Annotated in this window: 19 protein-coding genes; 11 read left to right on the forward strand and 8 right to left on the reverse strand. The window is 71.7% G+C overall.

Annotated elements, in window-relative coordinates; all coding sequences use genetic code 11:
* Window positions 1–27: 27 nt before the first annotated feature.
* Window positions 28–642 (reverse strand): macro domain-containing protein, encoded by a 615-nt coding sequence (locus tag OHS18_RS31800; protein ID WP_328613364.1) that lies wholly within the window; start codon window positions 640–642, stop codon window positions 28–30.
* Window positions 643–740: 98 nt separating this feature from the next.
* On the opposite strand from OHS18_RS31800, the gene pheA reads away from it, so the two are divergent.
* From pheA to OHS18_RS31815, 3 genes are all read left to right on the forward strand, one after another.
* Window positions 741–1649 carry a prephenate dehydratase gene (gene pheA / locus OHS18_RS31805; RefSeq protein ID WP_328613365.1) on the forward strand — a complete coding sequence of 303 codons (909 nt, stop codon included), beginning with the start codon at window positions 741–743 and terminating at the stop codon, window positions 1647–1649.
* Window positions 1646–2263, forward strand: a complete 618-nt coding sequence (locus OHS18_RS31810; protein ID WP_328446398.1) for a histidine phosphatase family protein — start codon at window positions 1646–1648, stop codon at window positions 2261–2263. The genes pheA and OHS18_RS31810 overlap by 4 nt, the downstream gene beginning before the upstream one ends.
* Window positions 2264–2431: 168 nt before the next feature.
* A complete protein-coding gene (locus tag OHS18_RS31815; RefSeq protein ID WP_328446396.1) occupies window positions 2432–3073 on the forward strand; it encodes a DUF4232 domain-containing protein in 642 nt (213 codons plus the stop codon).
* A 3-nt stretch (window positions 3074–3076) separates the two neighbouring features.
* Here OHS18_RS31815 and OHS18_RS31820 read toward each other — a convergent pair whose 3' ends face one another.
* From OHS18_RS31820 to OHS18_RS31835, 4 genes are all read right to left on the reverse strand, one after another.
* Window positions 3077–3559 carry a hypothetical protein gene (locus OHS18_RS31820; RefSeq protein ID WP_328446395.1) on the reverse strand — a complete coding sequence of 161 codons (483 nt, stop codon included), beginning with the start codon at window positions 3557–3559 and terminating at the stop codon, window positions 3077–3079.
* A 44-nt stretch (window positions 3560–3603) separates the two neighbouring features.
* Entirely contained in the window at window positions 3604–4839 is a 1236-nt protein-coding gene (locus tag OHS18_RS31825) for an MFS transporter (protein ID WP_328613366.1), read from the reverse strand.
* Window positions 4840–4934: 95 nt separating this feature from the next.
* The gene (locus OHS18_RS31830; RefSeq protein WP_155548455.1) at window positions 4935–5285 is read right to left on the reverse strand and encodes a metallopeptidase family protein; all 351 of its coding nucleotides are present in this window, start codon (window positions 5283–5285) and stop codon (window positions 4935–4937) included.
* Window positions 5285–6325 (reverse strand): septum formation family protein, encoded by a 1041-nt coding sequence (locus tag OHS18_RS31835; protein ID WP_328446390.1) that lies wholly within the window; start codon window positions 6323–6325, stop codon window positions 5285–5287. The genes OHS18_RS31830 and OHS18_RS31835 overlap by 1 nt, the downstream gene beginning before the upstream one ends.
* A 154-nt stretch (window positions 6326–6479) precedes the next feature.
* On the opposite strand from OHS18_RS31835, the gene OHS18_RS31840 reads away from it, so the two are divergent.
* From OHS18_RS31840 to OHS18_RS31855, 4 genes are all read left to right on the forward strand, one after another.
* Window positions 6480–7031 carry a hypothetical protein gene (locus OHS18_RS31840; RefSeq protein ID WP_328613367.1) on the forward strand — a complete coding sequence of 184 codons (552 nt, stop codon included), beginning with the start codon at window positions 6480–6482 and terminating at the stop codon, window positions 7029–7031.
* The gene (locus OHS18_RS31845; protein WP_328446386.1) at window positions 7032–8198 is read left to right on the forward strand and encodes a glutathionylspermidine synthase family protein; all 1167 of its coding nucleotides are present in this window, start codon (window positions 7032–7034) and stop codon (window positions 8196–8198) included.
* Window positions 8199–8242: 44 nt separating this feature from the next.
* Complete coding sequence (locus OHS18_RS31850) at window positions 8243–8695, forward strand: DUF350 domain-containing protein (protein ID WP_247059881.1); 453 nt, start codon at window positions 8243–8245, stop codon at window positions 8693–8695.
* Window positions 8696–8766: 71 nt separating this feature from the next.
* Window positions 8767–9672, forward strand: coding sequence for a haloalkane dehalogenase (locus OHS18_RS31855; protein WP_328613368.1), 906 nt, complete (start codon window positions 8767–8769; stop codon window positions 9670–9672).
* A 167-nt stretch (window positions 9673–9839) separates the two neighbouring features.
* On the opposite strand, the gene OHS18_RS31860 is transcribed toward OHS18_RS31855, so the two are convergent.
* On the reverse strand, window positions 9840–11132 hold the full coding sequence (locus OHS18_RS31860) for an aspartate aminotransferase family protein (RefSeq protein WP_328613369.1): 1293 nt from the start codon (window positions 11130–11132) through the stop codon (window positions 9840–9842).
* A 120-nt stretch (window positions 11133–11252) separates the two neighbouring features.
* Here OHS18_RS31860 and serS point away from each other — a divergent pair, with 120 nt between their 5' ends.
* A complete protein-coding gene (gene serS, locus OHS18_RS31865) occupies window positions 11253–12515 on the forward strand; it encodes a serine--tRNA ligase (RefSeq protein ID WP_328446381.1) in 1263 nt (420 codons plus the stop codon).
* Between the two features lie 69 nt (window positions 12516–12584).
* Complete coding sequence (locus OHS18_RS31870; RefSeq protein WP_328613370.1) at window positions 12585–13589, forward strand: DUF3558 family protein; 1005 nt, start codon at window positions 12585–12587, stop codon at window positions 13587–13589.
* A gap of 3 nt (window positions 13590–13592) precedes the next feature.
* Here the strand turns inward: OHS18_RS31870 and lhgO are convergent, their stop codons facing one another.
* Window positions 13593–14777: an L-2-hydroxyglutarate oxidase gene (gene lhgO, locus OHS18_RS31875; protein ID WP_328613371.1), complete on the reverse strand. Its 1185-nt coding sequence runs from the start codon at window positions 14775–14777 to the stop codon at window positions 13593–13595.
* Between the two features lie 80 nt (window positions 14778–14857).
* Here lhgO and OHS18_RS31880 point away from each other — a divergent pair, with 80 nt between their 5' ends.
* Both OHS18_RS31880 and OHS18_RS31885 read left to right on the forward strand, forming a co-directional pair.
* Window positions 14858–15469 carry a TetR/AcrR family transcriptional regulator gene (locus OHS18_RS31880; protein WP_442875293.1) on the forward strand — a complete coding sequence of 204 codons (612 nt, stop codon included), beginning with the start codon at window positions 14858–14860 and terminating at the stop codon, window positions 15467–15469.
* Complete coding sequence (locus OHS18_RS31885) at window positions 15466–15954, forward strand: nuclear transport factor 2 family protein (protein ID WP_328446374.1); 489 nt, start codon at window positions 15466–15468, stop codon at window positions 15952–15954. The genes OHS18_RS31880 and OHS18_RS31885 overlap by 4 nt, the downstream gene beginning before the upstream one ends.
* On the opposite strand, the gene OHS18_RS31890 is transcribed toward OHS18_RS31885, so the two are convergent.
* Complete coding sequence (locus OHS18_RS31890) at window positions 15932–19027, reverse strand: BTAD domain-containing putative transcriptional regulator (RefSeq protein ID WP_328613373.1); 3096 nt, start codon at window positions 19025–19027, stop codon at window positions 15932–15934. The two genes, OHS18_RS31885 and OHS18_RS31890, sit on opposite strands and share 23 nt — an antisense overlap.
* Window positions 19028–19068 lie beyond the last annotated feature (41 nt).

Consider the following 19068-nt stretch of genomic DNA (forward strand, 5'->3'; position numbering starts at 1 on the left):
TGTGATGTCCACCCCACCCGGGGGTGCTCACCTGGAGTGACGGAAGACGTCGTCCCATGCCGCGGCGACCTGACGCGCGCAGGTCGCGGGGTCCACGCCGCCCGCGCCGGTGCCGAGCCCGGGCATCGCGATCGTCTCGACGGACTCGCGCACCGGGCCGTCGTCGAGCAGGCCGTCCCGCCACGTGAGGAACACCGCCCGCGCCGCCAGGTAGGGGTGCACGGTGTCGGCGGGCAGCACCTCGCCGGACTCGCGCGTGGTCGGCGCGCTGATCAGCCACGCCGGCTCGGCTTCGCCGGTCGGCACGATCACGGCCTCGCCGATCGGCAGCTCACCGCCGTGAAACGCCAGGACGGCGCTGCGGACGTGCTGCTCGACGCCGGGGAACGCCCGCGCGTAGACAGCGTCGATGCCGCCCCGCATCCGGCCGTAGGAATCGGCCGGGCTGACCACGGCCTGGGCGAGGACGTCGAGCACCGACCCGCGGTGCACCCGGACGCGGCCCGCCACCTTCCCGGCGACGGCGGTCCAGGCGGTGGCGAGCGGTTCATCGACGGCGCACAGCACCAGCTCCGGGGACCGAGGGGACACCGGCGGGTGGGTGCCCTCGTGGCCGGCGTGCGTGCCCGAGTCGGCGGTCACCCCTCAAGCATCGCAAAAAACACCACCCGGCGTAACCGGGTGGCGTACCGGCTGTCCGAGTGAATGTCGCCACGCCCCGGCCCCGTAACCTGGGTGTTGTGTCACGGATCGCATACTTCGGCCCCCAGGGGACCTTCACCGAACAGGCCGCGCGGGTCCTCGCCGGCGGCGGGGACCTGATTCCCGTCGAGACCGTCCGGCTGGCGCTGACGGCCGTCCGCAACGGCGAGGCGGACGCCGCGTGCGTCCCCATCGAGAACTCCGTCGAAGGTGTGGTGCCCGCGACCCTCGACGCGCTCAGCGAGTCGACGCCGCTGGTCGCGATCGCCGAAACGATCCTGCCGGTCCACTTCAGCGTGCTCACCCGGCCGGGTGACCGCGAGATCCGGACCGTGGCCAGCCACCCGCACGCGCTCGCCCAGGTCCGCGACTGGCTGGAGGCGAACCTGCCGGACGCGAACCCGGTGGCGTCGTCCTCGACCGCCGCGGCCGCGGTCGGCGTGCTGCAGGGCGACTTCGACGCCGCGGTCTGCGCGCCCGTCGCGGTCGAGCACTACGACCTCGAGGTGCTGGCCACCGAGGTCGCCGACGTCACCGACGCGGCGACCCGGTTCCTGCTGGTCCGCCCGCCGGGCGACCTGCCCGCGCCGACCGGCGCCGACCGGACGTCGATGGTGGCCGCGGCCGTGAACCGCACCGGCACGCTCGCCGAGCTGCTCACCGCGCTGGCCGACCGCGGGATCAACCTGACCCGCCTCGACGCGCGTCCGACCCGCAGCAACTTCGGCGAGTACCGGTTCTTCATCGACTTCGAGGGGCACGTGGCCGAGCCGCGGATCCTCGACGCGCTGACGGCGTTGCGCCGGCACTGCCGCAACCTGCGTTTCCTCGGCTCGCACCCGCGGGCCGACAGCACCCGGACCACGCTCGAGCCCGGCTTCGGCAACGACGACTTCGTCGAAGCGGCCGTCTGGGCCGACGCCGTCCGCAAGGGGGACCTGGCGTGAGGCTGCTGCTCATCCGCCACGGCCAGACCGACGGGAACGTCCGCGGCGCGCTGGACACCGCGCTGCCCGGGCCGCCGCTGACCGAACTGGGGCAGTCGCAGGCCGCGGCGCTCGCGGGCCTGCTGGCGGGGGAGCCGGTGGTCGCGGTCTACGCGTCGCGGGCGACCCGCGCCCAGCAGACCGCCGCGCCGCTGGCCGCGCGGTTCGGCTTGGAGGTGCAGGTCGTCGACGGCGTGCACGAGGTCGTCGCCGGCGACCTGGAAGGCGCCACCGACCACAAGTCGATCCGGACCTACATGGACACCGTGAAGAAGTGGACGCTCGGCGAGCTCGAGCCGGCGCTGCCCGGCGGTGAGAACGGCACGAGCGTGCGCACCCGGATGCTCGACGCCGTGGGCCGCCTGCGCGCCAAGCACGAGCAGGCCCACCCGGACGGCGTCGTCGCCCTGGTCAGCCACGGTGGCGCGATCCGCCTCGGCGCCGAGTGGCTGGCGCCCAACGTGCACGCCGACGTCGCCAACGCGGCCCTGATCCCGAACACCGGCATCGTCGAGCTGCAGGCGCGGCCGGACGCGCAGTGGTACTGCCTCACCTGGGTCGACACGCCGCTCTGACCGCCCCTCACACGCACGGGTGAGTTCAGCGGGTTGGCGCAGGTCACCGCCGGGTACTTCGGACAAGATCCGCATAGGGTTCGTGAGTGATTCACGGTGCGGAACCAACCTGGTGGGGGGCCCGTGCGTCTACCCACTAGTAGCACCCAGCACAGGGAGGCGAGTGAAATGGTTCGCACGAGGCTTTCACGGTTTTTCCCGGTCGTCGCGGCTTCGGCCGGCGTCCTCGCGCTCTCCGCCTGCGGCAGCGGCGGGACGACGCCGGCGGCGAGCAGCTCGACGCCGTCGACGTCCGGGTCCGCCACCTCCTCGACGGCCCCCACCGCGACGCCGAGCTCCAGCAGCCCGGCCCCGGCCACCTCGCCGACCGCCGCGCCCGTCGACAACGGGCTCTGCAAGGCCGGCGACGTCAAGCTCGCGCTCGGCCAGGGGGACGCGGGCGCCGGCTCGCTGTACCGGTCGCTGGTCATCACGAACTCGAGCGGCAAGCCGTGCGAGATCCAGGGCTTCCCCGGTGTCTCCTACGTCGGCGGGACCGACGGGCACCAGGTCGGCAAGGACGCCTTCCGCGAGGGCGCCAAGGGCAACGCGGTCAAGCTGAACCCGGGCCAGTCCGCGGCCGCCGACATCCAGTTCGTGAACGTGCGGAACTTCGACTCCGCCACCTGCCAGCCGGCCGAGGTCAAGGGCCTGCGGATCTACCTGCCGCAGGAGACGGCGTCGAACTTCGTGCCGGCTCCGGGCACCGGCTGCGCCAGCACGAAGATCCCCGGCAACCAGCTCGCGGTGAAGACGGTGCACCCGGCCTAGACGTCAGATGCGGGCGCAGATCTCCCGCGCCTGGGTCAGGTGCCGCTGGCCGGAGATGTCGTTGAAGTGCAAGCTGAGCACCATCCGGCTGACTCCGTCGATGTGGTCGGCCAGCGGCTGGTAGTTCTCGTTGACCTGGGCGGCCGCCGCCGAAAGCTCGCGGGCGGCGGTCATCCGGTGCAGCCGCTCCGGCGTGAGCCCCGGCGTCAGCGCCGGCTGCGTCTCGCGGCTCGTGTCGGGGATGTCGCCGACGCGGTCGAGGGCCTGGCACGCCGCGAGGGCGTCGTCGAGGGCGCCGGCGTGCACCCCGGACAGCCCCCAGAGCAGGCCGAGCACGCCACCGCCGAGCACGAACCCGGCCACCGCGCAGAGCACCAGCAACCGGCGAGACGGCGGCGTCGGCGCCGCGGGCTCACCGGATTCGGCCGAAGACTCTTCGTAGTCGGGACCGGCGTCGGTGCCGGTACCGGGGTCCACGGTGCGCATATCCGCCTCCCACCACCTGGGTGATGAGACATTTCAGCTCACATTTACGGATCCTGGTGCGGAAGCGCCCCGGCTGAGGCCGATTCGTCATCGAGTGCGAACCGCCGTAGCGCGCCGAACGCGAACACGGTGATCATCAGCATCGCGATCCCGGACACGGCGAACGTGCGCGCGGCGGTGCCGAGCGCCTCGGTCAGCACGCCGCCGAGCAGGGCGCCGACCGGGATCGCGCCCCAGACGACCGTGCGCCAGACCCCGAGCACCCGGCCGAGCAGCTCACCGGGCACGAGTGTGTGCCGCGCCGTCGCGAGCACGACGTTCACCGCGACAACCGCCGCCGCGAACAGGCCGAACAGCGCCGCCCCGGTCACCGGCGAACGCGCCAGCCCCATCCCGCCGAACCCCAGGCCGCAGCCGAGGATCCCGCCGAGCAGCACCGCGCGCCGGCTCGACGCGCGCACCAGCCGTGGCGCGACGCCCGCGCCGAGCAGCCCGCCGATCCCGCCGGCGAACGCGAAGAACCCGAACGCCGCGTCGGACAGGTGGAGGTCGTCGAGCGCGTAGAGCACCAGCTGGGCCTGCGCGAGCTCGCTGACCAGGCTGAGCAGCCCGGCGACGGCGACCAGGCGCAGCAGCAGCGGGTGGCCCCGCAGCCAGCGCAGCCCGGCCACCAGTTCGACGCGCAGCCGCTGCGCGGGCGCCTCGGTCCGTGGGCGGTAGGTCCCGGCCAGCCCGAGCAGCACGGCCGCGGCGATCGCGAACCCGGCCGAGCCGAGGACGAACGGGAAGGCGGCGAAGAGCGCGAACGCCGTGCTGCCGATCGGGCCGCCGAGGAACGTCTGCCCGACGATCTCGCACGCCTGGAGCTTGCTGTTGGCCGCGTCCAGCGAGCCGTCGCCGACCACCGCCGGGACCAGGGCGTTGGCCGCGCTGTCGGCGACCGTCTCGGCGGTCCCGATGACCAGCGCGGTCAGGTAGACCAGCCAGATCGTCAGCCCGCCGCTCGCGACGAGCACCGCGAGCGCGCCGACGGCGACCGCGCGCGCGGTGTTCGCGACGGCCATCGCGCGCCGGCGGTCGATCCGGTCGACGAGCGCGCCGGCGACCGCGGCGAACAGCAGCCAGGGCAGGAACTGGGTGGCGGACAGGCCGGCGATGAGCACCGGGTCCCGCGTCAGCGTCGTGGCCAGCAGGGGCAGGGCCACCTTGCCGATGCCGTCCCCGAGGTGGGACGCGGCGCTCGACGTCAGCAGCCACGTGAGTCTTCGGGAGGTGTCCATCGGGGCCCCCGGCACTGTTCGCAGTCACCCAATGACTTCGGGTAACAGGATAACGGTGCGTTCACCCCAGCGTGGTCACAGAGTTACTACTGGTGTCAGCCCCAGCCGAGCTCGTGGAGCCGGGCGTCGTCGATGCCGAAGTGGTGGCCCAGCTCGTGCACGACGGTGATGAGGACTTCTTCGACGACTTCGTCCTCGTCTTCGCACATCGACAGGATCGGCTGCCGGTAGATCGAGATCCGGTCCGGCAGCACCCCGCCGTACGACGACGTCCGCTCGGTCAGCGCGATCCCGTGGTAGAGACCGAGGATGTCCGGCGCCTCGTCGTTGAACTCCTCGACGAGCACGACGACGTTGTCCATCGCCTTCGCGAACTCCGCCGGCACCTCGTCCAGGGCCTCCGAGACCAGTTCTTCGAACCGCTCCCGGCTCATCTCGACGGGCATCAGCCGTTCTGCTTCGAGGTCGGCGGCGCGGAGCTCGACGTCTCCGGGCCGCCACCGCCGTCGGACGGCGGGCCGTCGGCGGGCGGGCCGTCACCCGGCTGGCCGCCGTCGGTGCCCGCCGGCGCGGTCTTGATGCTGCCGGTCACGGCCTGCAGGCCGCTGCCGTCGGGGAGTTTCGCCGCCACCTTGCAGTTGACCTTCGTCGAACCGGCGTCCCAGCTCTCCTGCTCCCGCAGGTCCCAGGTCAGGATCAGGTGCTTGGCGTCGAGGTCGGCGCCGCCGGTGTAGTCCGCGGCCGCCTTGGTGCACTCGGTGTCGAGCCAGGCCTTCTGGTCGTCCTGCTTCGGGTAGCCGTCCTTGAACTTCGACTTGAGGTCGAGGGTCGCGATGATCTCGTAGGAGTGCGGCTTCGTGCACTCGACCGGGTCGCCGACGCCCTTGCCGAGCAGCGCGAGGCAGGTGCCGGGCTCGAAGACCAGCGACTGGTCCTGCTCCTTCGCCGGGGCCGTGGTCGGCAGGAGCTTGCCGCCGGGGCCGGCCCACTGCAGGCCGCAGCGCAGCTGGCGGTCGCCGTCATCCCACTGTGACGTCGTCGGGCGCAGCAGGTTCGTCGTCAGCTTTCCGTAAGGATCGAGGTTGTGCCCGAGGTACGGCTTCACGTCGGCGGTGCACTTCTGCTGCGCGATCTGCTGCCACTGGTCCAGCGTCGGGGTCGGCGCGCCCTCCGGGAACTGGGCGCCGATGTCGACCAGCGTGGTCACTTCGAACAAATGCGGCTGGGTGCAGACCACTTTGCGCGCGTCGCTCGCGTCGGGATTGTCCCAGGTCAGGCAGCTGCCGGGCGGCGAATGGAAGGCTTCTTCGGCGGCGGCCGACAGCTTGCCGGCCCCACCCCCGACGCCGCCCGTGATGCCGCCGCCCCACGAGAAGACGACACTGAGGGCGAGCGCGATGAGCGCGCCCGCGAAGATGCCGCCCATCACGACGCGGGTGCGCAGCGTCTGCGTGGCGGCAGGGAACCGATCGGCGCTGGAAGACATCGCAGTCCATGATGCCCGCGTCGCGCGCGACGTGCGCGATCCGGGTGGTTAGGGTGGTCACGGTTTCGTGGTGGCCGGTGATTACGGAGCGTATATGACGCAGGACAACAACACTGGGGACCAGCCGCCCTCGGAGCCGCCGAAGCGCGGTTCCATGAGGTTCCAGGACTCCAGCACGCAACGGCGCGAGCCTTCGCTCGCCGAACAGCGGGCCCGCCAGCAGGCGCTCGCCCAGGAAGAACGCGACGAGGAACTGGCCCGTCAGGCGGACGCCAAGGCGGCCACCCGGCGCAAGATCCTCATCGGCAGCGGCGTCACGGTCGGGCTCGTCGGCCTGGTCGCGACGTTCTACTCGGTCGCGAAGCCGGCCGGTGACGTCACCGCCGTCTGCACCGACTCGAACGGCATCGTCCAGGGCGACGACAACTGCGACGAGAACTACGTCACCACCCACGGCGGGTACTCCAGCGGTGGCTTCCTGTTCCTGCCGATCGGCGGGGGCGGTTACAACAGCTACCGGTACAACTACGGCGGCACCGGCACCATCGGCCAGCGCGTGTCCGGCGGCTCGTTCGACGCGCCGTCGTCGCGCACCAACGTCAACACCAAGTCGGGCAAGTCCGTCCAGCGCGGCGGCTTCGGCATCAGCGGCAAGAGCGGCAGCACCGGCGGGACCGGCGGCAGCGGCAAGAGCGGGGGATCTTAGGTGTACCGGGACCGGCGTGAGCCGCGGCGCGACTGGCAGCGGATCGTCGAGGAGCAGGGGCTCGTCTACGGCACGCCGGCCCGTGACAGCAGCGGCCGGGTGCGGCCGTACTGGGACGAGTCCGTGCACTACGTCTTCGAGATGGACGAGGTCCTCTCGCTCGAGGCCGACGTCGAACTGCTGCACTCGATGTGCCTCGAAGCCGTCGACAACGTCGTGACGACCGAGGGCTACCAGCGGTTCGGCATCCCGGAGTGGGTCTGGCCGCACATCGCCGAGTCGTGGAAGCGGCAGGACCCGCACGTCTACGGCCGGTTCGACCTGCGCTACGACGGCCGGTCGCCCGCGAAGCTGCTCGAGTACAACGCGGACACGCCGACCACGCTGCTCGAGGCGTCGCTGCTGCAGTGGCACTGGAAGACCGACGTCTTCCCGGACGACGACCAGTGGAACTCGATCCACGAGAAGCTCGTCGAGCGGTGGTCCTTCCTGCAGGACAAGCTGCCGTCGAACGAGCTGCACTTCACCTGGTCGGCGGCCGACCCGTCCGGCGAGGACAACGTCACCACGGCGTACCTGCAGGAGACGGCGGCCGAGGCCGGCCTGGACACCGTGGGCCTGGCGATCGAGGAGGTCGGCTGGGACCCGGTGCTCAAGCGGTTCGTCGACCTCGAAGAGCAGCAGATGGCGACCGTGCTGAAGCTGTACCCGTGGGAATGGCTGGTCGACGAGGAGTTCGGCCGCAACGCCGTCGAGTCGCTGCCGCGGACGCTGTGGGTCGAGCCGCTCTGGAAGATGATCCTCTCCAACAAGACGCTGCTGGCGATCCTGTGGGAGAACTACCCGGGCCACCCGAACCTGCTGCCCGCGTTCGCCGACGACCCCGGCCTGCTCACCGAGTACGTGCGCAAGCCGAAACTGGGCCGTGAAGGCGCGAACGTCCAGATCGTCGCCACCGGTTACGAGACCCAGACCGACGGGGTCTACGGCGCCGAAGGCTTCGTCTACCAGGCGTTCGACCCGCTGCCCGAGTTCGACGGCTACCGGCCGGCGCTCGGCGCGTGGATCGTCGGCGACAGCTCCGCGGGACTGGGCATCCGGGAGACCGGCGGCCTGGTCACCGACGACGGTGCGGCATTTGTCCCACACCGCATCCCCGAGTCGTGATACAACACCGCTGCTGATCAGCTCTTTTTCCTGGGAGAGAACTCGTGAACACGACCCTTGCGCTGTCCGACACGTTCGGCTCCGACCTCGTGCGGGGGATCGGCGCGATCCTGCTCTACGGCGTCATCGGCCTGCTGCTGATGTTCGCCGGCTTCTACGCCATCGACTGGACCACGCCCGGCAAGCTGTCGAAGCTGGTCACGCAGGGCCTGCCGAACGCCGTGATCGTGACCGCGTCCGGGCTGCTCTCGATGGCGTTCATCGTCGTCGTGGCGATCTTCAACTCGGCGAGCGACCTCACCGAGGGCCTCATCACCTCGCTGGTCTACGGCCTGCTCGGGATCGCCGTCCAGGTGATCGCCGTCCGGCTGCTGGAGTGGGCGACCCGCATCGACGTCGCGTCGACCATCGAGAGCGAGAAGTTCGCCCCGGTCAGCATCGTCGTCGCGGCCGCGCACATCGGCCTGGGCCTCGTGGTGGCGGTCGGCATCTCCTGATCTCCCTCGCATCCAGGTGAGCCGGGCCACGTGCGTGGCCCGGCTCTCTTGTTCCCACTAGCGTGGAGTTCGTGCGCCTGCTGAGGACACCGGACGACCGGTTCACGGACCTGCCCGACTTCCCCTTCGAGCCGCGGTACGTCGAGCTCGACGACCCGCACGGCGGCGTCATCAGAGTGGGTTACGTCGAGGCCGGCCCTGCGGACGGGCCACCCGTGCTGCTGCTGCACGGCGAGCCCAGCTGGTCCTACCTCTACCGCAAGATGCTGCCGGTGCTGGCGGCCGCCGGACTGCGCGCCATCGCGCCGGACCTGGTCGGTTTCGGCCGGTCCGACAAGCCGGGCGACATGGTCGACCACACCTACGCCCGGCACGTCGAGTGGATGCGTGGTTTCGCCTTCGACGCCCTCGACCTGCGCGACGTCACCCTCGTCGGCCAGGACTGGGGCGGCCTGATCGGCCTCCGCCTGGTCGCGGAGCACCCCGCGCGTTTCGCGCGCGTCGTCGCGTCCAACACGGGCCTCCCGACCGGCGACCACGACATGCCGGCGGTGTGGCACGCGTTCCGCGAGGCCATCGAGAAGGCCCAGGTGCTGGACGTCTCGCGCTTCGTCCAGTCCGGCTGCAAGTCACCGCTGCCGGCCGAGGTGCGCGCGGCGTACGACGCACCGTTCCCGAACGAGATGTACAAGGCCGCGCCCCGGGCGATGCCCGGCCTGGTGCCGTACCGCCCGGACAACCCGGCGTCCGCGGCGAACCGCGACGCGTGGAAGGTGCTGACGGAGCTGGACCTGCCGTTCCTGGTGGCGTTCTCGGACGGCGACCCGATCACGGGCGGCTTGGCCCCGGTGCTGCAGGCCTCGTTGAAGGGCGCGCAGGGGCTGACGCACCCGGTGATCGCCGGGGCGGGCCATTTCCTGCAGGAAGACGCGGGCGAGGAGCTGGCCGAGCACGTGGTGCGCTTCATCCTGGGCTGAGCAGCCCCCGATTTCCACGCTACCGGGACGGGCCGACAGTTCCGCTCGCCCGAAAGCCGTGAAGGCCTCCTTACCGGCTCTTATGGCCGGTAAGGAGGCCTTCACGGCTTTTCCTGACCCCGGGTTGTCGGGGGCGCTCGCTAGGCTGGAATCGGGGGCTGCTCAGGTCAGGCGAGTGCCGCGTGGGTCGCCGCCAGCGAGTCGACCAGGATGTCCAGGCCCTCCTGGGCCTCATCGGCGGTGAGGGTCATCGGCGGGCCCAGCCTCAGCACGTTGCCGTGCAGGCCGCCCTTGCCGATCAGCAGGCCGCGCTTCTTCGTCTCCTCCAGCATGCGCGCCGCCGCGGCGACGAACGGCTCGGTGGTCCCCGGCTTGATCAGCTCGATGCCGATCATCAGGCCCTTGCCGCGGACCTCCGCCACCAGCGGTGACGAAGCCGCCTGCAGACCTGACAGCAGCTGACGGCCGCGGGCCGCGCAGTTCGCCTGGAGGTCGTGGTCCTTGATGTAGTCCAGCACCGCCGTCGCGCCGGCCATCGAGACCGGGTTGCCGCCGAACGTCGAGAACGACTGGGCCTGGAAGCAGTCCAGCACGTCGCCGCGGGCGACCACGCCGCCGACCGCGAGGCCGTTGCCGAGGCCCTTCGCGAAGGTCATCATGTCCGGCGTCACGCCGTGCGCGTCGATGCCCCAGAAGTGCTCGCCCGTGCGGCCCCAGCCTGTCTGGACCTCGTCCGAGATGAACAGCACTCCGTAGGAGTCGAGCACTTCCTTCATGGCGCGGAACAGGCCGTCCGGCGGGAGGCTGAAGCCGCCGACGCCCTGGATCGGCTCGGCGATCAGGCAGGCGACGTCGCCCGCCGTCGCCGTGTCCAGCACGTCGACCAGGTCGGCGACGCAGGCGTCGATGTACGCCGCGTCGGACAGGTCGCGGAAGGGGCTGCGGTAGCGGTAGCCGCCGTGGACGTAGTTGACCTTGACGGGGCTCAGCGCCGACGCCGACCAGCCGCGGTTGCCGGTGATCGCGACCGTACCGAAGGACCGGCCGTGGTAGGAGTTCCGCATCGCCAGCACCTGGTTGCTCCGCCGGAACTGCGTCGCGAGCATCAGCGCGGTGTCGTTCGCCTCGCTGCCGGAGTTCGTGAAGAACACCTTGGCGTCCGGGATGCCCGACAGCTTCGCGATCCGCTCGGCCAGCTCGACCTGCGAGCGGATCAGGTACAGCGTCGAGGTGTGCAGGATGCCGGTGTCGAGCTGCTTGCGGACCGCGTCGCCGATCTCGGCGACGTCGTAGCCCATCGAGTTCGTCAGCACGCCGGCGAAGAAGTCGAGGTAGGTGCGGCCCTGCGAGTCGGTCATCCGCCGGTCGTGCGCGTGCACGATCTCGATCGGCTCCTCGTAGAGCAGCGACATCCAGGACGGCATCACAGCGCGGTGGCGGGCGAGCAGCTCGTCGGTCATCGGGGCGCCTCCTCGGGGTCTCCTTGGAGTATGGGGAGCCCGCGAACAGAGCTTCAACGATCAGACTGTCGGGACAACCGCTGACGGGCGCACAGTCTGTACGGACTACCCTCTGTCTTCGTGATTGACCCCAGGACTCTGCGCGATGACCCGGAAGCCGTGCGCGCGTCGCAGCGCGCCCGTGGCGAGGACGAAGGAGTGGTCGACAAGCTGCTCTCCCTCGACTCCCGGCGCCGCTCTTCGATCGCGGCCGCGGACAAGCTGCGCAACGAGCAGAAGATCCTGGGCAAGCAGATCCCGAAGGCCCCGCCGGAGGAGAAGCAGCAGCTGCTGGCGACGGCCAAGGAGCTCGCCGCCCAGGTGAAGGCGGCCGAGGCGGAGCAGAACACGTCGTCGGAGGAGTTCGACCAGCTCTTCCGGACCGTGCCGAACCTGGTGCACCCGGACGCGCCGATCGGCGGCGAAGACGACTTCGCCGTCGTCAAGCACGTCGGCGAGCCGACCAAGCTCGGCTTCACCCCGCGCGATCACCTCGAGTTGCTCGAAGCGCTCGGCGGCGTCGACATGGAGCGCGGCGCGAAGGTGTCCGGCTCGCGGTTCTACTTCCTCACCGGCATCGGCGCGCAGCTGCAGCTCGGCCTGCTCAACATGGCCATCGCGCAGGCGCTCGAAAACGGCTTCACGCCGATGATCACGCCGTCCCTGGTGCGCCCGGAGATCATGGCCGGCACCGGCTTCCTCGGCCAGCACTCGAGCGAGATCTACCACCTCGCCGACGACGACCTGTACCTCGTCGGCACGTCGGAAGTGCCGCTCGCGGGTTTCCACGCCGACGAGATCCTCGACCTGAACGACGACGCGAAGCGCTACGCGGGCTGGTCGTCCTGCTACCGCCGCGAAGCCGGCTCGTACGGCAAGGACACCCGCGGCATCATCCGCGTGCACCAGTTCGACAAGGTGGAGATGTTCGTCTACACCAAGCCGGAGGACGCCGAGGCGGAGCACGCGCGGCTGCTGGACTGGGAAGAGCAGATGCTGGCGAAGATCGAGGTGCCCTACCGGGTCATCGACACCGCGACCGGCGACCTCGGCACGTCCGCGCACCGCAAGTTCGACTGCGAGGCGTGGGTCCCGAGCCAGGAGGCCTACCGCGAGCTGACCTCGACGTCCAACTGCACGACGTTCCAGGCCCGCCGCCTCTCGGTCCGCTACCGCGGCGAGAACGGCAAGCCGCTGATCGCCGCGACGCTCAACGGCACCCTGGCCACCACCCGCTGGATCGTCGCGATCGTCGAGAACCACCAGCAGGAGGACGGCTCCGTGCGCGTCCCCGAGGCGCTGCGCCCGTTCGTCGGCGGCAAGGAAGTCCTCACGCCCCGCTGATTTGGGGTTATGCCAGGTGCGCACCCGTTCGGCCCAGTAATGTCCGGGCCGAACGGGAGGATTCTTCGGATGCGCATGAAGTGGCAGGCCGTGGTCGCGCTGGCGGCCGCCGCGACCGTGGTGACCGGCTGCACGGTGACGGTCGGCGGGTCGGCGTCGCCGGTGCCGGGCCAGGGGCCGGTGACCAAGGTCGTCGACGCTTGTTCGCTGCTGACCCCGGAGCAGGTCGACGCCCTCGGCTACCAAGGGGCGGGCCGGTCGGTGCCGGGCGACAAGTCGCGCAACCAAGCGGCCATGTGCCTCTGGAACTCGAAGGACGACGCCGAGATGTCGTCGGTGCTGAACGTCGGCATGGCGGTGGACATCAGCATCGACGAGTACCTCGCCGGCGCCGTCCCGAAGTCCTCGCCGGAGCGGATCGGCGGCTTCAGCTGGACGCAGTACGCGTCGATCCTGGCCGGTGACTGCTCGCTCTACACCGTGCTGGGTGAGAAGTCGTTCGCCTACGTCAGCGTCTCCGGCACGGACCTGGCCAAGTCCTGCGCCCTGGCGAAACCGGCGATCCCCCAGGTCGCTTCGCACTTGCCGGGCGGTCAGGACGCGCCCCAGATCACGCCGTCGACGTCGGCGAAGCCGGAGCCGGGCGGCCCGCTGCTGTCGGTCGACCCGTGCACGCTGATGAAGCCGGAACAGCTGGCGCAGCTGAAGAACATCTCGCCGAGCGGCGAGAAGACCGTCTCGAACGTCGTGCCGAACTCGTCCTACTGCCTGTGGGACGACACCGACGGCAACGACGGCCAGAAGGCGTTCGAGGTCTGGGTCGGCCCCAGCACCCCGGTGGCCGACTGGCCGGGCACGACGGACGTCCAGCCGACCGAAACCGTCGACGTCGGCGGCAAGAAGTGGGGCGTCTTCCCGAACATGGGCGGCCTGCGCGCGACCTGCGGCGCGACCCTGCCGATCACGGACACCTCGTCGGTGCAGGTGGTCAGCGGGTTCATCGGCGACGACACCAAGACGTGCGACGTCGTCAAACAAGGCCTGCCGCTGGTCACGGCGAACCTGCCGGGCTGAACCTCAGGCCGAGACCTGGTCCGCGATGTGGCGCGCGATCTCCAGCGCGCTCGTCGCGGCCGGCGACGGCGCGTTCAGGACGTGCACCTGGTCGCGGGCGGTCTCGATGAGGAAGTCGTCGACGAGCGAGCCGTCGCGGCGCATCGCCTGCGCGCGGACGCCCGAGCTGTGGCGGACGATGTCGTCCTCGGTGACGGCCGGCACGAGCCGGGCGAGGCTGGCGGCGAAGCGCTTCTTCGAGAACGAGCGCCGCACCTCGTCGAGGCCGGTCGGGACCGCATACTTCTTCGCGAGCCGCCAGACGCCGGGGAAGGCCGCGACCTCGGCGACGTCCTTGGCGGAGAAGTCGCTCCAGCGGTAGCCCTCGCGGCGCAGGGCGAGCACGGCGTTGGGGCCGGCGTGCACGCTGCCGTCGAGCATCCGGGTCAGGTGCACGCCGAGGAACGGCAGCGTCGGGTCCGGCACCGGGTAGATCAGGCCCTTGACCAGGCCGCGGCGTTCGGGCTTGAGCTCGTAGTACTCGCCGCGGAACGGCACGATCTTGGCCGACGGCGTCAGCCCGGCCAGCCGCGCGACGCGGTCGGAGTGCAGGCCGGCGCAGTTGACGAGCCCGTCCGCGACGATGACGTCGGACCCGGTGGCGACCTCGACCCCGCCGTTCGCGCCGGCCCGGATGGCCACCGCCGGGCTGTTCAGCCGGAGGTCGACGCCGGCTTCGTCGAGCAGCCGCACGAGGGCCTGGCAGACGGCGGGGAAGTCGATGATCCCGGTCGACTCGACGCGCAGCGCGGCGACGCAGGCGACCTCGGGCTCGTACTCCCGCGCTTCGGCGGGGGAGATCTTCTTCGCCGGGACGCCGTTGGCCTCGGCCCGCTCGGCGAGCGTGTCGAGCGCCGGGATCTCCTTCTCGTCGGTGGCGACGACGAGCTTCCCGCACACCTCGACCGGCACGCCGTACTGCCGCGCGAAGTCCACGATGGACCGGTTGCCGGCGACGGACATCCGCGCCTTGAAGGAACCCGGCTTGTAGTAGAGCCCGGCGTGGACGACGTTCGAGTTGTGCCCGGTCTGGTGCGCCGCCCAATGCGGCTCCTTCTCCAGCACGGTGACGTCCAGCCCGCGCCTGGTCAGCTCCCAGGCCACAGCCAGACCGACGATCCCGCCCCCGACGACCACCACGTTGCGCACGATCGACCAGGCTACGCGAGTCCCTGGTGCGCGCCGCCCCCTGGCGTTACCTAACGTTCGTCAGGTAACGTACCTGACCGATGTCAGGTAAGCGGTTGACCCGGGAAGCGCGGCGCGAGCTGATCGTCGCCGCGGCCGCCGGGGTGTTCGCCTCGGCGGGCTACGACGCGGCCGGCATGCGCGAAGTCGCGGCAGCGGCCGGAATCAGCACGCCGGTGCTCTACGACCACTTCCCGGCCAAGGCCGGGCTGTACGCGGCCCTGCTGGAGTCCGAAGTGGACGATCTGCTGGCGGGCTGGGCCGAGCTGCCGCCGTCTGATGACCCGGAAGTGTTGCTGCGCAGCCGCGTGTCGGCGATCTTCGCGTGGATCGAAACCCACGAACGCGGCTGGCGGATGATCTTCGCGGAGCCGCCGTCGGACCCGGCGGTCGCGGCGACGCACCGGGCGGGCCAGGACCGGGCGACGGCCAACCTGACGGCGTTGTTCCGCGGCATCCCGAGCCTCGACCTGACCGCCCGGATCCCGCGTGAGCTGGCCGACGAGGTCTTGGCGGACGCGAGCAAGAGCGCGCTGAACGCGGTGGCGACGTGGTGGTGGCGCCACCGGGAAGTCCCGCGCGACGAGGTCGTGGCGCTGACGGTCGACCTGCTGTGGCGCGGCCTGGCCACGCTGACCAAGGGGGAGCGATGAGCACCGAGACGTACCGGATCGCGGCGGAAACCGGCGACGTGGACCTGGCGATGACGGCGTTCGCCCCGGACGCCGTGCTGCACTCGCCGCTGACTTCGCGGGTGCGCTTCACCGGGCACGCGGAACTGCGCGCGCTGATCGAGGTGGCGTACTCGCACCTGACGGAACTCCGGTTCCACACGGACGTGGGTGATGAGCGGACCCGGGTGGTGGTCTACACGGCCCGCATCGGCGGCGAGCCGATCGAAGAGGCCGCGCTGCTGCGGCTGAACTCCGCGGGCTTGATCGAAGAGGTGACGCTGTTCGTGCGCACGCTGCCGGGGCTGGTGGCGTTGATGGACCGGTTCGGCCCGGACATCGCCCGGCGCAACGGCCGCCGGTGGGCCGCGCGCGTGCTGGGCGTCGCGACAAAACCGTTGCTGGCGATGGTGAAGTCGGGGGACCGGTACGCGGTCCCACTGGTCAGTCCGCGAGCCCGGCCGTAGTCAGCGCCTTCTGCGCGCTCATCTCCAGCCCGACGCCGTAGGCCCGCTCGAAACCCGCTGTCCCCAGCGACTCCCGCACCCGCGCCCGGACCGACGACGCGTCCGGGTCGCCGCTGATCGCCGTCCCCCGCACCGCCGCGGCCGCACCCAGCAGCACCGCCGCCTGCTCCGGGTGGGCCGCCGCGCCGGCCAGGCCCTCCAGCGCGAACGCCACGACGTCGCCCGCGTGCCAGTGCCGGCCCACCAGCAGCGCCTGCCGGTGCGAACCGGCCGCGTCGGAAACCCGGCCTTCCGCCAGGGCCAGCCAGCCCAGCGAGATCAACGCGCGCGCGTGGGCCGTCTCGGCCGCGAACGACCCGCCTTCGCACTCCGCCAGCGCGCGTTCGCAGAAGGCGCGCGCCGTGGCCAGGTCGCCGGCCAGCCGGGACAGGTCCGCCAGGCCGACGTAGGCCGCCGCCCGGGACTCCGGCATGCCGGAGCGGCGGGCGGTCGACGCGGCCAGCTCGTAGTCCGCCCGCGCGCCGTCGTGGTCACCCTGCAGCACCCGGGTCCAGGCGCGGCGCGTGATCAGGTCCGCGACGTCGTCCGTCGCGCCCAGTTCGTGCATCAGGGCCAGCGACTCGTCCATCTTCACCAGGGCCTCGGCGTGCTCACCCCGCCAGCTCAGCAGCTGGGACAGGTGGTCCAGCGCCATCGACAGGCCCCACCGCTCGCCCAGCGCCCGGTACTGCGCGGCGCCTTCGCGCAGGCCCTCCTCGGCCTGGCCGAGGTCGCCGGTCATCATCGACCGCAGGCCGAGCCCCGTCGGCACCAGCGCCCAGCTCCACGCGTCGCCTTGCGCCAGCATCGCCTCGCCGCGCCCGTACAGCTCCGCGTCGTCGGCGGGCGGCCCGACCACCACCGCCAGCACCATGATCAGCATGGGGTGCCGCGGCATCCACATCGAGTCCCGGGCGTACCGCTGCGCCATCGGCACGTAAGGCGCGAGCGCCTCTTCGTTCGGCATGCCGGCCAGTGCGGTGAGCATGCAGAGCAGGAACTCTTCGAGGTACTCCGCCCGCACTTCCGGCCCGCAGCGCTTGACGACCTCCAGTGACACCCCCGCGCCCTCGAACCGCCGGCCGCGCATCCACCAGTACATCGCCAGGGGCGTGACCAGCCGCAACGCGAGCACGATGTCCGCGTCGGCCGCCCAGCGCAGGGCCGCGAGGATGTTGTCGTAGTCGGCGTCGATCCGGGCCAGCCACTCCAGCTGCGCCGCCGTGCGCAGCATCGGGTCGGCCTCTTCGGCGAACCGCAGGAAGTACTCGGCGTGCGCGCGGTGCAAGGCGTCCGTCTCGCCCGCTTCGGCGAGCTTCTCGGCGCAGAACGCGCGGATCGTCTCCAGCATCCGGAACCGCCCGCCGACCGCCTCGACCAGCGACTTGTCGGCCAGCTCCGGCAGCAGGTCGACGTCCGCGCCGCACACCTCGGCGGCCGCGGCGCTCGTCGCGCCGCCGGGGAACACCGTCAGCCGCCGCGCGAGTTCACGCTCCTCGTCGTCGAGCAGGTCCCAGCTCCACTCGACGACGCCGCGCAGCGAGCGGTGCCGCGCTTCGGCCGTGCGGCTGCCGCGCGCGAGCAGCCGGAACCGGTCGTCGAGCCGGGCCGCGATCTCACCGGCCGGCAGGAGCCGGACGCGGGCCGCGGCCAGCTCCAAGGCCAGCGGCAGGCCGTCGAGGGCCGCGCAGATGTGCTGGACGTCGCCGATCGTCGACTCGTCGACGGCGAACGCGGGATCGCTCGCGGCCGCGCGGTCGGCGAACAGCCGGATCGCCGCGAACTCGCAGGCCTGCGCGGCGGACGTCCCGGGCGGCGGCACGGCCAGGCGCGGCACCGGCGCCAGCTGCTCACCGGTGATGCCGAGCGGCTCACGGCTGGTGGCCAGCACCCGCAGCCCGGGGCACGCGCCGAGCAGCCGCCCGGCCAGCAGGGCCGCGACGTCGACGACGTGCTCGCAGTTGTCGAGCACCAGCAGTGTCGTGCGGTCGCGCAGCGCCGCGATCAGCCGGTCGGCGGGGTCCTGCGCCTCACGCTGGCGCAGGGGCGTGTCCCGCAGGCCCAGCGCGGTCAGCGCCGCGCCGACGACGTCCGCGGGGCCGTGCGGCGCCAGTTCGACGAAGGCGACCGGGCCCGCCTCGGCCGCCGCGACTTCGACTGCCAGCCGCGTCTTGCCGGTGCCGCCGGGCCCGGTGAGCGTCACGAGCCGGGCGCGCGCCAGCAGCTCCGACACCTGCCGCAGCTCGTCGTCGCGTCCGACGAAGCTGGTCAGCTGCGCGGGCAACGCCGAGATCGCGGGCTTCTCGGTTTCGCCGCGAAGCACGGCGAGGTGCGCTTCGGCGAGTTCCGCGCCGGGGTCGGCGCCCAGCTCGTCGGCCAGGGTGCGGCGGGCGTCCTCGAACGCGGCCAGCGCGTCGGCGGACCGGCCCGCGGCGTGCAGCGCGCGGACGAGCTGCGTGCGCGGCCGCTCCCGCAGCGGCCGGGCGGCGATCGTCTCGCGCAGGCCGGCGAGGACGTCTTCGGCCTGGCCCAGGGCCAGCCGGGCCTCGACGTGGTCGTCGGCCGCCTCGGCCCACAGCTCGTCGAGCCGGGCGGCCTGGGCGGCGGCGAACGGCGCGTCGGCCAGGTCGCTGAACGCCGGCCCGCGCCACAGCGCCAAGGCCTCGCCCAGCACGTCCGCGGCGGGCGAGCCGGCCTTCAGCAGTCCGCGGCCTTCGCGCGCGAGACGTTCGAAGCGGTGTACGTCCACTTCGTCCGGATCGACGACCAGGCGATAGCCCGCTGCGGTGAACTCGACCGGCGCCAGGTCCTTCAACGCCGTCCGCAGCCGTGACACCTGGGATTGGAGGGCGTTCGCCGCGCCGTCCGGCGGGTGCTCGCCGTACATCCCGTCGATCAGCCGCTCGGCCGGGACGAACCGGCCGGCGTCGAGGGCGAGCAGCGCCAGCAGCGTGCGCGAGCGCGGGCCGCCCACCACCGCTGGTGCGCCGTCCGGGCGCCACGCGGTGACGGCCCCCAGGACCCCGAATCGCATGCGCCCAGCGTAGGGCGTGGTCAGGCTCATGGTGGGCGTCA

The sequence above is a fragment of the Amycolatopsis sp. NBC_00355 genome, assembly GCF_036104975.1.
In the GTDB taxonomy this organism is placed as follows: domain Bacteria; phylum Actinomycetota; class Actinomycetes; order Mycobacteriales; family Pseudonocardiaceae; genus Amycolatopsis.

Coding starts and splice junctions, on each gene's coding strand:
- OHS18_RS31835 (WP_328446390.1), bottom strand. CDS start 6,325: ATGTCTTCCAGCGCCGATCGGTTCCCTGCCGCCACGCAGACGCTGCGC.
- OHS18_RS31885 (WP_328446374.1), top strand. CDS start 15,466: ATGAGCACCGAGACGTACCGGATCGCGGCGGAAACCGGCGACGTGGAC.
- OHS18_RS31840 (WP_328613367.1), top strand. CDS start 6,480: ATGAGGTTCCAGGACTCCAGCACGCAACGGCGCGAGCCTTCGCTCGCC.
- OHS18_RS31880 (WP_442875293.1), top strand. CDS start 14,858: ATGTCAGGTAAGCGGTTGACCCGGGAAGCGCGGCGCGAGCTGATCGTC.
- OHS18_RS31825 (WP_328613366.1), bottom strand. CDS start 4,839: ATGGACACCTCCCGAAGACTCACGTGGCTGCTGACGTCGAGCGCCGCG.
- OHS18_RS31830 (WP_155548455.1), bottom strand. CDS start 5,285: ATGCCCGTCGAGATGAGCCGGGAGCGGTTCGAAGAACTGGTCTCGGAG.
- OHS18_RS31860 (WP_328613369.1), bottom strand. CDS start 11,132: ATGACCGACGAGCTGCTCGCCCGCCACCGCGCTGTGATGCCGTCCTGG.
- OHS18_RS31815 (WP_328446396.1), top strand. CDS start 2,432: ATGGTTCGCACGAGGCTTTCACGGTTTTTCCCGGTCGTCGCGGCTTCG.
- OHS18_RS31870 (WP_328613370.1), top strand. CDS start 12,585: ATGCGCATGAAGTGGCAGGCCGTGGTCGCGCTGGCGGCCGCCGCGACC.
- OHS18_RS31820 (WP_328446395.1), bottom strand. CDS start 3,559: ATGCGCACCGTGGACCCCGGTACCGGCACCGACGCCGGTCCCGACTAC.
- OHS18_RS31890 (WP_328613373.1), bottom strand. CDS start 19,027: ATGCGATTCGGGGTCCTGGGGGCCGTCACCGCGTGGCGCCCGGACGGC.